Origin of the sequence: Mycoplasmopsis anatis, from assembly GCF_900660655.1 — a bacterium.
GTDB lineage: Bacteria > Bacillota_I > Bacilli_A > Mycoplasmatales > Metamycoplasmataceae > Mycoplasmopsis > Mycoplasmopsis anatis.
Genome location: NZ_LR215035.1, coordinates 947,217 through 962,068, shown reverse-complemented (window position 1 = coordinate 962,068; position 14,852 = coordinate 947,217). Strand labels below are relative to the sequence as shown.

General features: G+C 24.6%; 11 protein-coding genes. 9 read left to right on the top strand and 2 right to left on the bottom strand.

All coding sequences use genetic code 4. The features are described from left to right. The first annotated feature begins 62 nt into the window (after positions 1-62). Positions 63-176, top strand: coding sequence for an RNA-binding S4 domain-containing protein (locus tag EXC66_RS04180; protein WP_235666075.1), 114 nt, complete (start codon positions 63-65; stop codon positions 174-176). Positions 177-413: 237 nt separating this feature from the next. On the opposite strand, the gene asnA is transcribed toward EXC66_RS04180, so the two are convergent. Continuing rightward, positions 414-1,394 carry an aspartate--ammonia ligase gene (gene asnA / locus EXC66_RS04175; RefSeq protein ID WP_006886466.1) on the bottom strand — a complete coding sequence of 327 codons (981 nt, stop codon included), beginning with the start codon at positions 1,392-1,394 and terminating at the stop codon, positions 414-416. A 65-nt stretch (positions 1,395-1,459) separates the two neighbouring features. Between asnA and EXC66_RS04170 the strand changes: the two genes are divergently transcribed. Beyond that, positions 1,460-3,661, top strand: a complete 2,202-nt coding sequence (locus tag EXC66_RS04170; RefSeq protein ID WP_083815533.1) for an AAA family ATPase — start codon at positions 1,460-1,462, stop codon at positions 3,659-3,661. 56 nt (positions 3,662-3,717) lie between these two features. On the opposite strand, the gene EXC66_RS04165 is transcribed toward EXC66_RS04170, so the two are convergent. Then, positions 3,718-5,622, bottom strand: a complete 1,905-nt coding sequence (locus EXC66_RS04165; protein ID WP_006886464.1) for a M13 family metallopeptidase — start codon at positions 5,620-5,622, stop codon at positions 3,718-3,720. A 90-nt stretch (positions 5,623-5,712) separates the two neighbouring features. Between EXC66_RS04165 and EXC66_RS04160 the strand changes: the two genes are divergently transcribed. From EXC66_RS04160 to EXC66_RS04130, 7 genes are all read left to right on the top strand, one after another. Beyond that, positions 5,713-6,513: a TatD family hydrolase gene (locus EXC66_RS04160; protein WP_006886463.1), complete on the top strand. Its 801-nt coding sequence runs from the start codon at positions 5,713-5,715 to the stop codon at positions 6,511-6,513. Continuing rightward, entirely contained in the window at positions 6,513-7,289 is a 777-nt protein-coding gene (gene rsmA / locus EXC66_RS04155) for a 16S rRNA (adenine(1518)-N(6)/adenine(1519)-N(6))-dimethyltransferase RsmA (protein WP_112579209.1), read from the top strand. Before EXC66_RS04160 ends, rsmA begins: the two co-directional genes overlap by 1 nt. A 101-nt stretch (positions 7,290-7,390) precedes the next feature. Beyond that, the gene (locus EXC66_RS04150; protein WP_006886461.1) at positions 7,391-8,365 is read left to right on the top strand and encodes a ribose-phosphate pyrophosphokinase; all 975 of its coding nucleotides are present in this window, start codon (positions 7,391-7,393) and stop codon (positions 8,363-8,365) included. Then, the gene (gene rsmG / locus EXC66_RS04145) at positions 8,365-9,045 is read left to right on the top strand and encodes a 16S rRNA (guanine(527)-N(7))-methyltransferase RsmG (RefSeq protein WP_006886460.1); all 681 of its coding nucleotides are present in this window, start codon (positions 8,365-8,367) and stop codon (positions 9,043-9,045) included. The genes EXC66_RS04150 and rsmG overlap by 1 nt, the downstream gene beginning before the upstream one ends. A gap of 9 nt (positions 9,046-9,054) precedes the next feature. After that, positions 9,055-10,962: a M13 family metallopeptidase gene (locus EXC66_RS04140; RefSeq protein ID WP_006886459.1), complete on the top strand. Its 1,908-nt coding sequence runs from the start codon at positions 9,055-9,057 to the stop codon at positions 10,960-10,962. An 89-nt stretch (positions 10,963-11,051) separates the two neighbouring features. After that, a complete protein-coding gene (locus EXC66_RS04135; RefSeq protein ID WP_006886458.1) occupies positions 11,052-13,187 on the top strand; it encodes an ABC transporter ATP-binding protein/permease in 2,136 nt (711 codons plus the stop codon). A gap of 16 nt (positions 13,188-13,203) precedes the next feature. Next, positions 13,204-14,820 (top strand): hypothetical protein, encoded by a 1,617-nt coding sequence (locus EXC66_RS04130; protein WP_006886457.1) that lies wholly within the window; start codon positions 13,204-13,206, stop codon positions 14,818-14,820. Positions 14,821-14,852: the final 32 nt, after the last annotated feature.

The following is a 14,852-nucleotide window of genomic DNA, read 5'->3' as shown; positions in this document are numbered from 1 at the left end:
AGTCAATTTCTTAAAAAATTCAGGAAACAAGCACAGGTGGTGAATCTAAAAATTTCCTTAAAGTGAATAAAGTGGTTATTAATGGTAATGAAGCTAAAGGACGTAGCTCAAAGATTAAACCAGGCGATATTGTTTGAGTAAATGATTCATTATTTAAAATAGAAAGTGAACAATAGTTGATTAATTCAACTATTTTTTTTAATAAAAAAAATACAAATTAATGTGTTAATTATCATTTTTTGAAATTACATAAAAAATAACAGGTGTGACCTACATTCCCCACTTAAAAAATCCTCCATTTTTCACATTTAGTGGGAAATACAGGATAAAATTCCTAAAACTATAAGTAATTATGGGTGTAATAAAAAAATGTAGAGAATAATTTCTCCACACATTTTTTCCACCACACATAATTATAAAAATTCAATATTATTTTCTTCAAAGAAATTATTGTTTTGTTCGTCTCATAATGACACTTGAACTTCTGCAATGTGTTTTTTCTCTAATAAAAACATAGATAAACGACTTTGTCCGATTCCTCCACCGATAGTGAAAGGAAGCTGATTATTTAAAATCATTTGATGATACTCTTTCATAAATTCATCAGATTTATTTAATTTTTGTTTTTGATTTAATAATGAATTTTTATCAACTCTTATTCCCATAGAACTAATTTCAATACAATCGTCATTAATTTTGTCATAGAATAATAAATCCCCATTTAACGTTCAATCATCATAATCAAAAGCTCTTTTTGAATGTTCTAAACCATCGTTTAATTTGTTCCCTATACCATAAACAAAAACAGCACCATGTAATTTAACAATTTCTCTTTCTCTTTCTTCAGGTGTTAAATTAGGGTATAAATTGTAAAGTTCAACACTTGAAATGAACTTAATAGTTTTAGGTAATTTTTCACTTAATTCAGCATATTCTATATTTAGTTTTCTTTCAGTGTGTAAAATTGATTTGTAGATCTTTTTAACAACATTAAATAAAAAATTAAGATTCCTATCGCTTTGTTTTATGATCATTTCTCAATCTCATTGATCAACATATAATGAGTGCTTATTATCTAAATCTTCCTCTCTTCTGATTGCATTCATATCTGTTCAAATTCCTTCATAAACATCAAATCTATATTTTTTTAGTGCCATTCTTTTTCATTTAGCCAATGAGTGAACTATTTCAATGTCTTGATCAATTGTTTTAGCATTAAAAATTACTGGTTTTTCACCATTTAAACCATCGTTAATTTTGTTACTTGAAAATACAAATAATGGAGCTGAAACTCTTGTTAAATTAAGATTTTTATGCAACTCTTTAGTAAATGTAAATTTCAACAATTCAATAGCTTTTTGAGTTTTTTTGATATCCAATTTTGTTTTATACATAATTAAATTTTACTAAAAAGTTAAAATAATAGTTTTATTTACAAAATAGTTTAAAATAAAAAATTATGATTAACATAATAGGGAAATTTATTAAATATATAATGAAACATGAAGGGGGTAATTACGCTCTTCTTACTTTTAAATCATTTAAAGAAGGAAAAGTTTCTGAAAATTACACTGTTTATTGTACTCATAACATCCCTGAATTACATAAAATGTATTCGATTTGAATTGAAAAGAATCAAAAATATGAAGGTAGATATACATTGGTTAAATTTGAAAAAATATTGAATGAATCTTATGAAATTTATGATTTTTTATTAGAAAACAATGTAAATAAAATAACCATTAAATATCTTAAAGATACCTATGCTGATAAACTTTTTATGCTTTTTCAAAACGAAGATGTCGAATTGATATCAGACCTAAGAAACAATTTTCCTAGTGTTTATGAACTTCTTAAAGCTAATTTAGAAATGTTAAATGAACAAAAAATATTTGAAGAAAATGGCTTAACTACAGTAACTGATTACATTAAAAACAGAGTGCTTAATAACCCAAATGCAATATTAAAGAATGAATTTATTAGAATTAATCCATACAAATTAGTTTATGATCATCCAATTCCGATAGTTAAATTAGATGAATTAGTTAGACTTTTAGAAATTAAAAATAGTGATGAATTAATTAATTTAGATTTTGAGAGAATTTGTGCTTATATATATTCATTAATTTCTTACGAACAACAAAGAAATAATGATACATTTTATGATTTAGAGAAAATTTATAATAAAAGTAAAAACTACGCAGCCTTTGATATTCCCATATTTAACGAAGCCATTGAATATGGTATTGAAAAAAAATATTTTTTAGTTGAGCGAATCAACTCAAATATATATATTTCCTTATTATCGACTAAAGATGAAGAAGAAACAATTAGTGAAATTATTAGTAGAATTAATTCATCTGAATTGTTTAAGCTAAATGTTCATCAACAATATTTAAGTCAACTAGATGAGTCGCAAAAAAATGCTTTTAGTAATGTATGAAATAGCAATATTACTATTATTTCTGGTGCACCAGGAACTGGTAAAACTTTTCTTATAGCTAAAATTATTGAAAACTTAAAACACAATAATTTAACAGACCAAGATAAAGTTTTAGTTTTAGCTCCAACAGGAAGAGCAGCTTCCAACGTAAGTTTAAAAGCGAAAGTGAAATGTAAAACTATTCATAGTTACTTAAAGATTGATGAAGATGATGCGGATATTTCAATAAATGTTGATGAACTTAATGAAAAAGAGGTTTTAATTATTGATGAGTTTTCAATGGTTAATCAAAAAATATTTTATAAACTTTTATATAACTCAAAAAATATTAGAAAAATTATTTTAATAGGTGATATTAATCAATTACCTTCAATTTCATGCGGAAATTTATTGAAAGATTTTATTGATTCTAAAGTTATAACTACATGTTTTTTAACACTTAATCATAGAAGCGAATATAAGGAAATACCTAAACATTTCAATGCTATAATTAACACAAATAAAAACCCATCGTTTGATCAAGAAGTTGTAAAAATAATTGAAACAAACGATGATAATTTTAATAATACGGTTGTAGAGCAATATCTAAAAAAAGTTAAGGAATTTTCTTTAGATGATGTTGTTATTTTGATTCCTACCTATAAAACAGAGTTTGGAATCAATGAAGTAAACAATTTAATTCAAGATAAAGTTAACCCTAAAGGGAAAATTGTGACACAAATAACTAATGGACAATTTAAAATTGAATTTAGAGTTGGTGATAAAGTTATTCAAACTGAAAATAGATATGAAGATAATGTTTTTAATGGTGATATTGGCTATATTACTAACGTTGAAAATACACTTAAAAAAAGTGGTGAATCATCCAAACATGGTAAAAAAATAACTGTTGATTTTAAATCTCTTGATGGCGAAGTAAAAAGAGTTATTTATAATGAAAGTGCATTTAAAACACAAGTTAGCTTAGCTTATGCTATAACAATACATAAGTTTCAGGGTAGTGAATCTGATTGTGTTATTTTCCCGTTTAATTCATCGTTTGATTTTATGTTAAATAAAAAACTTATTTACACAGCAGTTTCCCGTGCAAGAAAAAACTTAATTATAATAGGAGATTATCAATATTACATAAATAAAGTATCAGAGGAAAGAGAAAAAGAAATTAAAGTAAATACAAAGATGAAAAATCTCTTGATTAAAGGTTTTAGAATTAAATAAATGCAATTTAATTGCATTTTTATATTTAAAAAAGTGCAAATAATGCACTTAATTAACTATCAAATTTCTAACATTTCATCTTTTGAAAGATACATCTGATCATTTTCTGAAATACCATATTCTTCTTGGAATTGTGGAGAATTCATTAAATGTACGTTTGCTCTTAGTTTAGCTGGAGCATGAACATCAGTACTTAAAAGTAATTTAATGTATTCATCACTTGATTTAAATCTTCAAATTCTAGCTCAAGATTCAAAGAAATCTTTTCTATTGAAATCACTTCTTCTGCTTGCTGCTTCATAAGCGCATTGGAAACCACCACAATCAGCAATATTTTCTGAAGCTGTTAAAGTACCATTACATTTTTCACCAGAAATAACTTCTCTACCATCAAATAGTCTAATAATATGTTCTATTTTTTTGTTGAATTTTTCTAGGTCATTTTCTGTTCATCAATTATTTAAATTACCTTCTGAATCGAATTGCGAACCATTATTATCAAAAGCGTGAGAAATCTCGTGAGCTATAACCGCACCAATTCCACCAAAATTAGCTGCTGAACTATTTTTAGGTGAATAAAATGGGTAAGAAAGAATTGCTGCGGGGAATACAATGTGGTTTTTCATTGGATTGTAGTAAGCATTTACAGTTGCTGGAGACATACTTCAATATTTAGGGTTAGTTTCTTCTAAATATTTTTTGAAATTAAATTCATTTCTGATTGAGTTGAATTCAAGAACATTCTCAACAAGAGATTTGTCTTCATCAACTATTAAGTGATCATAAACAGGTTGAAGCTCTTCTGGGTATGCAACCATGTATTCAATTTTGTTTAATTTTTCCAATGCTTTTTCTATTGTTTGAGGTTCAAGTCAACTATTAGTTTCAAGTCTTTCTTTGTAAACTTGAATCATTTCTTGAATCATTTTCTCAACTTCTCTCTTATTTTCTTCTCCAAAGTAAGTTTTGGCATAGTAAATTCCAAATGGAATTGAATAATATGATAAAGATGAATTCATAGCATATTTTGTTAATGATTTAGCTTCTTTTGTACCACTTAAAAATCTACTAAATTCACCCGAAATTATTCTTGATTCTTCATCTAAATATGGGGTTAATTTTAATAAGTTAAATACTAAAAATGCAGATTTATATAATTCAAAGTTATGTTCGTTAAAAATATCTTTAAACACTGGAAAGATTTTTTCGTTAGGGAAAATAATTTTGTCAATTTCTTTGTTTTGCACTAACTTAGATGCATGTGACATAAAATCAAAACCAACAAAATACTTCTTAACTTCATTTGGTGTTAATGGATTATAAAGTTTTGTATATTGAGCGTATTCAACACTATTTTTTGCTGATTCAATTAATAATGAATCGAATTTAATTGTATCTTCAAGAAGTTTTTCAATTTCTAAATCATTTTTACCATATTTGTTCAATAATTTTCTAGTCATTGATTTTCAAGCGTTCAATTTTTTGTCTCTATTTTCAACGTTTTCATAATCAGTTTTGTCAGGAAGAATTAAATTTGGCGTTTCAGCTCATAAAACATTAATTTTGCTGTTTTTCATATCTTCAGCAACACCAAAATCAACAGGAAGATAACTAAAGTATTTTTGAAATTCTAAATAGTTTTTATTTAGTTCTTCAAAAGAACTTAATTTTTCAATTTTAGATAAAATTTTGTGTACTGGCTCATAGGAAATTTTATTTCTTTGTTCAGCATCATAGAATTTTTTGAATAATTTAATATATTCTTTGATATATTTATCATTCGGCATTTGTTTTGAACCATCAGCAAAACCTAATGTTAAATCAATTGTTAATTTTTCGATCGCTAAATCTAATTCTCCAAAACCAGATATTGCAGGTCTATCTGAAGGAATTTGTGTTTTTTCAAGTCACTCTTGATTTATATAATTAAAAAAATCATTTTTTAAACTATTTTTACTCATTTTTCTCCTTAATATATTATTTTTATAATAATATTTTAATTTAAATGAGCAATAAATTACATAAAAATATTTTTTTATTATAATAAACACATGAGTAAAAAAAGAAGTAAATTTGTTGACGCACATTGTCACCTAACAAATAGTTCATATTTATTAGAACATATTGATATGATAATTGAGCAAGCTATATCAAACAATATTGAGTTTTTAGTAGTCAATGGTGGACATGAAAAAGAAAATCTACAAATATTAGATTTAATAAATAGATATAAACATCTTAATATTTTAATTCCGGCAATCGGTATTCATCCAGAGGATGGTAAAGATGAAAAAGATTATTTAAGAATTGAATCCTTAATCGATTGAAATATCAAAGCTATCGGGGAAATAGGATTAGATTACTATTATGAAGACGCTCCGACTCGTGAAAATCAAATCAAAAGCATGGAAGGACAATTAAAATTAGCTCAAAAATTAAATTTACCTGTTGTAATTCATATTAGAGATAAAGATAATTGTGATCAAGCATATCAAGACGTTTATGATTTAATAAAAAAATACAAAGTTAAATTTATGCTTCACACCTATAGCGGTACAGTAGAGTGAGCTAAAAAATTTCAAGAACTAGATGCATACTTTAGTTTTAGTGGAACTATAACTTTTGCATCTAACCAAAACGCGAGAGAGGTTATTAAAATAACACCATTGAATAGAATTTTGGTTGAAACAGATAGTCCTTATTTAAGACCCCACCCATATGTTGATGAGAAAAATGAACCAAATAAAGTTTTATTTGTCAGTTATTATATTGGTGGATTATTAGAAATGGGTATGGATAAGTTTATTTCGATTGTTAACAAAAATTTAAGAGAGTTATTTAATATAAAATAATGAAAAAAGAAATTTATGCAAAAAAGAAATTCGGTCAAAATTTTTTAATAGACCAGAATATTATTAAAAAAATAATCGAAGTTTCACAACCAAAAAACAAAAATATCATAGAGATTGGACCTGGACGAGGTGCACTAACAAAAATTCTTGTAAAAGAAGCAAATAAACTTGTTTGTTTTGAGATTGATCCTGATATGGTCGCTATTTTAAAAAAAGAAATTGATGAAGATAATTTTGAGCTAAATCAAATAGATTTTTTAAATGCTAATTTGGAAGAATACAAAGGTTATGATGTAATTGCTAACATTCCATACTACATAACAACAGATATACTTTTTAAAATTTTTGACTATGTTAAAAATTTTAATAGTGCAATTTTAATGGTTCAAAAGGAAGTTGCTCAAAGAATTATTGCTCAAAAAAATTCACCAGACTATTCAAAACTTTCCCTCACTTGTCAATATCTAGCAGAATGTAAATTAGAGTTTATTGTTAAATCTAATTCATTTAGTCCGGCACCTAAGGTTGATTCAGCCATCATTTCATTAAAATTCAAAAAAAATATTAAAAACTATCAAGAATTAAAAGAATTCTTTAAGTTATGCTTTATTGCAAGAAGAAAAAAAATGAGTTATTCATTATTAAATAAGTATTCTTTAGACACTATAAACAAAGCGTATTCTGAACTAAAAATAGATAGTAGTATTAGAGTTCAACAACTTGATTTAGAATCTTTAATTAAACTTTATGAATCTTTAGAAAAATTCAATAATTAGAGTGTTTAAGCACTCTGTTTTATTAATAAAATTAACGATTAAGAATAAAGGTAATTAAGAATTTATATTATAATTTAATAAATTATAATAAAGGTGGAAAAATGAAAAAGAAAGATGTGATGCTTTTTGGGCTTGATAATTCAAAAAATTTAGCTAATAAAGTCTCTGAAATATTAAATATTCCTCTCACCGGAATAACTAAAACTGTTTATGCAGATGGTGAAATTATGATGGTGGCTGATGAAACTGTTAGAGGGAAAGATGTTTATATTATAGCCAACACTTCTAGACCAGTTAATGATAATATTATGGAATTATCATTATTTTTAGACTCGCTTAAAAGAGCTAGTGCAAAATCTATTACGGTTTGTTTAAGTTATTATGGATATGCTAGACAAGATAGAAAAGCTGCGGGTAGACAACCTATTGGTGCTAAATTAGTTGCAGATTTTTTACAAAAAGCAGGTGCAACTAAATTAATTTGTGTAGATTTACACAATCCTTCAATTCAAGGATTTTTTGATATTCCTATTGACGATTTAAGAGGTCAATATCCATTAGCTAAAGCTTTAGTTGAAAGAAATGAAAAATTTACAGTGGTTTCTCCTGATCATGGTGGAACAGTTAGAGCAAGAAAATTAGCAGAGTTAATAGCCAACTCAGTAAGAATTAGCATTATTGATAAAAGAAGAACTGGAGTAAACCAAACAGAGGTTATGGGGCTTATTGGAAGTATTGAAAACCAAAATGCAGTAATTATTGATGATATTATCGATACTGGTGGAACAATTTTAAAAGCTGTTGACGCACTGAAAGAAAATGGTGCGAAAAAAATTATTGTCATGGCCAGTCATGGTATTTTCTCCAGAGGTTTTGACGCTTTTGAACAAAATCCTAATGTTGAAAAAGTTATTATTACAGATTCGATAGATAATTATGAATTAGCTAAAAAATATACTAAATTAGAAATAGTTAGTTTAGGTGAATTTTTAGCAGGTGTTATTGAATCTTCTATTGAAGGCAAAAGCATTTCTGATTTATACAGTAAATTTAAAAGGAAAATTAAAAAATTCTAATGACAAACAAAGAAATCGTTATTAATTATTGTAAAAGCAATAATTATGATTTTTCTATACTTGAAAAATACGTAAATTTTATTGAAGAAAAAAATAAAGTAATGAACCTTACGGGTTTTTATGATGACAAACTTTGAGGTGAAGGTATTTTTGAATCACTAATGTATATGGAAAAAGTATGTAAGGATGAAGAAAATATCGAAATTTTAGATATAGGAGCTGGAGTAGGTTTTCCATCCATTCCATACGTTTTATTAAATAATAAGAATAAATTAACTATTTACGAACCTATTCAAAAAAGAGTTAATTTTCTTAATGAAGTTATTGATATGTTCGACATAAGCGATCGCGCAAAGGTAGTTAGAATTCGCTCGGAAGAAGTTTATGAGAAAAACATTTTTGATTTAATAGTAGCTAGAGCTGTAGCGGATATTAGAAGCATGTTGATGAGCTCATTTCATTTATTAAAAATCAATGGGAAAATGAGTTTAATAAAAGGTCAAAATTACGAATCAGAAATTGAAAATGCAAGTGAAATCTTAAAGAAACTAAAATATGACATTAAAGTTGATAAATTAGATATATTAAATAGTGATAAAAACAACTATATTGTACACCTTACAAAATTAAGAAGTACACCTAAAGAATTTCCTTATAAATGAAAAGATATTAAAAAATAGGAGGGATATATGGATAATAAATTACTTAAAAATGATTTTTTCACTTTTGTTAATCAAGAATGATTAAAAAATACACCAATCCCAGCTGATAGAAGTGAAATAAGCTCATATTCACAAAAAAGTTTAGAAATTGATGAAGAATTAAGAAAACTAATGAAAAATTGAGCTAAGAATGAAGATTCAATTCCTAATGAATATAAAATGAGAGAAATGGTTCATTTTTATAAAATGCTCATTGATGAAGAAAACAGAAACAAAAGTGCTTGAGCAAGTATTAAAAATGAAGTTAATTTGATTCTTAACACAAAAAGTTATTCTGAAATTTATGAGAATTTAGAAAAATATGAAGAAGTTTTTGCCTTTTTACCTTTAGAAATAAACATTTCAGAAGATTTTATTAATAATAAAATTTATACAATTTGAGCAAATGACTATAGAGGTCTACTGCCTTCTAAAGAATATTATGAAGATGAAGAAAAGAAAAATAAAATTTTCAACGCTATAAGAAATGTTGTGACACAGCTAATGAAACTTTACGGTTTTGAAAATAGCAGAATTGAATCAATTGTTAAAAAAGCCTTTGAATTTGATCAATTTGCTGCTCAATTCATGAAATCAAGTGAAGAAAAAGCAGATACAGCAAAATACTATAATCCTTATAAAATGAATGATTTCTTAAATATTTATAATAATATTGATGCCAAGAGTTATATTTTAGATACTATTAAGGAATTACCTAATCAAATTATTGTAGAAAATCCAAAATACATTGATAATTATCAAAATATTTATAATCAAGATAATTTTGATAAATTTATATCATTAATTTTAGTAAAAAACTTTTTATTCTATGGTTCGTTTTTAACTGAAGAAACAAGAAAAATTTATTTTGAATTAACTCAAGCTTTAACTGGAGCTAAAGAAAATAAAACTTTAGAAAAATGAGCATACTATTTAACACTTTCTTACTTTGGCGAAGTTTTAAGTTTATATTATGGTAAAAAGAATTTTAGTGATGAAGCTAAAGAAGATGTTAAAAAAATGGTATACAAAATTATTGATGTTTATAAAGAAAGATTAGAAAAAAACACCTGATTGTCTAGAGATACAATTAAAATGGCTATTAAAAAATTAGAAAAAATTCAACCAATGGTAGGTTATCCAGGATACATTGAGAAATATTTTGATGATTTCAAGATTTTAAACTTTTCCGAAGGTGGAAATTTATTAAGTAATTTTAGATACTTAGATAAAGTGTTAGCAGATTTTGAACATTCTAAATATAATCAAAATGTAGATGAAAATATTTGACATATGGGTTCTTACGAAGTAAATGCATATTTCAATCCATTTTCTAATAGAATTGTTTTTCCAGCAGGATATTTACAAGCTCCATTTTATGATTATAATGCATCAAGTGGGAAAAATTATGGAGGATTAGGAATGACTATTGGTCATGAAATTTCTCATGCTTTTGATAATAATGGTGCACAATTTGATGAAAATGGAAGTTTTAAAAATTGATGAACTGAACAAGATTATGATAACTTTAAAAACAAAACCCAAAAGATGATCGATTTGTTTGATAATTACAAAACTGAATATGGAAAGGTTAATGGTAAATTAACTGTTTCTGAAAATATTGCTGATAATGGAGGAATTGTTTCGGCCTTAATAGCTGGTTCAAGCGAAAAAGATTTTGATCTTAATGATTTCTTCACTAATTATGCATATTGTGAAAGAGGTTATGCTAATAAAGAACATTCAATTAGAAGACTTTTAACAGATGTGCATTCTCCTGCAAAAGAAAGAGTTAATTTACAACTTAAAAATATTAAGGAATTTCAAGAGTTTTATAACCTCGATGAAGGTGATAAATTATTTTCTAAAAAAGAAGAGATTTTTGAAATATGATAATATAAATGACGTGTTTTATGAAGAAAACATAAAAATATACGTCATTTTTCTTTTATAATTTAAAATAATTTACGTAAAAGGGGGGAATTTTGATTGAATTAAAAAACATAAGCAAGAAATTTAATGATCAAGTTATTTTTAATAATTTAAACATAAAATTCCCTAAAAATAAGATGATTTTTATTACTGGAAGATCGGGTAGTGGTAAAACAACATTACTAAATTTAATTTTAGGAATTGAAACATCAGATTCGGGTGAAATTTATATTGGGGAAGAAAGAACAAGACTTAATGAATATTTAAAAAACAAAAAAATTGATTGTGTTTTTCAAAGTTATAATTTAGTTGAAAATATATCAGCGATGGATAATATTTTGATTGCTAATCAAATAATCAATAGAAACATTAGTAAAAAAGAAATAATCAAATTAGCCAAAAAACTAGATATTTCTGAAGAAATATTAAATAAAGAAGTAAGTAAATTAAGTGGTGGTCAAAAACAAAGAATAGCAATTTTAAGATCAATTACTAGAGATTCAGAAATCATTTTATGTGATGAACCGACAGGAAATTTAGATCAAAATAATAGCGATGAAGTTTTTAAAATTTTATCTAGCTTAAAATCTAATAAAACAATAATTGTAATTACTCATGATATAAAAGCAGCTAAATGCTATGGCGATTACATTTATGATTTAGAAAAAAATATTTTTATTAATAATGAAATTATCGAGACAGAAAATAAAGAAATAAGTAACGAAATAAAAGTAGAAATTAAAAATTCAAAATGAAAACCTACTTTAAAGTTAGTGTGATCTGACTATAAAAAGAAATTTGTACTTTTTATTTTACTAATGTTTTCTTTTGTGTTTTCAACACTATTCATTTCAACATCTAATAATTTAATTCACATTAACGAAAATATGGTTCAATCTAACGTTAATAAAACAAATTTAGATGAATATAATTTAACCAAGAAAAATAAAGCAGTTTTTTCCAATGAAGAAATTGAATATATAAAAAATAATTTTAATGTAACTAGAATAGTTGAAGAATACAAATTTGGCGATCAATATTACTTAGTTAGTTATAATGACCGTGAAATATTAATAAATAATTTAGAAGTTGAGGGATATGATAATATTGATTACCATAGAAATAATGTTAAATTGCATTTAAATAACGAAATTAAATTCTTACAAGAAAACGAAATTATATTAAGTAGTGATATAGTTTCTAAATTAAAATTGAAACCTGAAGATTTAATTGGAAATAAAATCAAAATTTATAATCATGAGTTTACTGTTGTAGATATAAATTACTCAACCTCATTAAATTATCATTTTTATTTAAGTTTTATAAATCCTGATCTTAAACTAAAATTAGTTCAAGAACATTTCTTAATCGATGGCTGATATACATTAACTTATTTTTCAAATAGCCGGATTATAGATATAAAAATAACAGATTTTCTAAATAATAGTAATTTAACAATAACTAATGGTAGAGAAATTCAAAATAATGATGAAATATTAATTTCATCAGCAATTTATAACTCTAATATTAAATTAAATTCTGAATTTTTAATACAAGCACCAAGTAAAAATATTTATGCTAAAATCGTGGGTGTTTTTGAATCAGACAAAAATGAAATAGCAGGTTCTAAACAGTTTCTTGAAAATATTGATAAGGTACAAACGAATTTTTTAAAAATATATAGCGATGATACAGAAATAACATCAAAACTCCAAAACACTAATTACTTATATAATATTTCAAAACCTTCAACATTATTTTTAGCAAAAGTATTAAATAATTCATTAGGACTGCATACAGCACTTAAATATGTTTCCTTATCGATTTCATTAATATCATTCTTAATTTTAGTCACAACAGGTAAAATGCTAAATGATTCTAAAACTAAAGACATAGGAGTATTTAAAGTATTAGGTGCTAAAAATTTTATGTGCATTTCATATCATATAACTTCTCTCATTCTAATTTTATTAGTAACAGGAATAATAAGTTTTTCGCTTTACTATCCTGTTCATTTATGAGTTTCCAGTTATATAGAAGTTATGGAATTTCAAATTAATTTTGATTGAGCTTACAATTTTACCGCCTTATTTGTTAGTTGAATTAGTTTATCTATTATTTCAGTGCTAATTTACACAATGATATCTATATTTAAATTTAATAAAAAAACGGCAAATTTACTTAAATAAAATAAAAGGAAATATTATGAAGAAAATACACAAAAAATATTTATTAACTAGTGGTTTGATTTTAGGAACTTTATTTATATCTATTCCAACGGTTATTTTAGTGAGCAATAAATTAAAGAGTAATATTAAAGTAAATTTATTACCAATTAATATTGAAAAAGATTTAGAAACAACTCAGTATGATGATTTAGTAAGAACTAAAATTATAAATTATGAAGGTGATGTATTTATTTATGATAAAAAACAAGTTTTAGATCAACAATCATTGTTCGATTTTCAAAAAATCATAAAATATTTAAATAATAAAGATTATGAAATAGTTAATAAAATAGAAAATTTATTAAATACAACTGAATTAGAATACTATTTATTAGACTCTTCTCTAGTTAGTTCAATGTCTACTTTATATGATCTTGGTAAATTTAATACAAGTGAAATAGAAAAAAAATTAGATCAATATTGAAATGCTTCTGAAGGTTATTTTGCAAATGAGAATAATATAAATAATTACATTCTCGTTAACGGACAAATTTATAACTTTTTTATCGAAAATAATTTAGAATACTTTTATAAAAGATACGATATTTCTAGTTATATTCAAAAAATATTGAATAATTTTGATGTCAACAATACTTCATTTTGAATGGCTATTACTGCGATATATATTGCTGCAAGCGATATTTCATCTTACAGTTTTGATAAAGAAAAAATTCGAACATGAATAGACATGAATTTAAATAATAATATAACTTGATTAAGATATTGAACTAGAATTTTACCAGCATTCTATCCAGAAAAAATGGACCAACTAAAAAGTTGATATTCAAACAAATCAACCGATGAAATTATTGAATTTGATCCAAATTTATTTTCTTATTATTTAGAATTAATGAACGAGAACATCTCTGATGATTTAATTATTTCTCATATAAATTATTGAAAAAAATCACTTTATACATATTATACTCATGATGCAAAAAATACTTTTTTTAGTTTATCAATTTCACCCAATTCTGATCAATTTTACAAAAGCGTTAATAAGTATATTAAACAAAGTGTTATTAAATTAATTAGAAGTGATGAAATCTGAAGTTCAGATGACTTTATACAAATTTATTACTACTCAAAAATATTATTTAAATATGATAATAACTATTTAAATACTTTATGAAAAGAAATAATGAATAAAGTGAACGAAAAATTAAAATTAGATAATAACTTTACTTCATATTTATATGCGTTAAAAATATTAAATATTTTTGGGAATTTTGATGATGAAATATATTTAAAAAGAAATATAAACAACCTAATAGAATGAAATTTAAACTCATTTTTAAAATTAGACAGAGAAATGACATTCGATTTCTTAATTAACACATTATTAATGGCCAAATTCATTTACCACAATCAGTATAAAAAGTTAGAAAATCTAATAATAGAGAATAAAAACAAATTAGTTTTACACCCCATTAAAACTTGACAATTTTTAGATTTACTAGATTCAATCAAATTATTAGGAATTGAAAACGAACTTTCTGATCCGATAATCAATTACTTTAATTTATTAAAAAGTAGTATCAAAAACACACCAGATAATAGTATCGATATTTATTTAGTTAACCTAAAAATTTAGTTACTTTAAAAGATTTATTAGAATTAAACTTT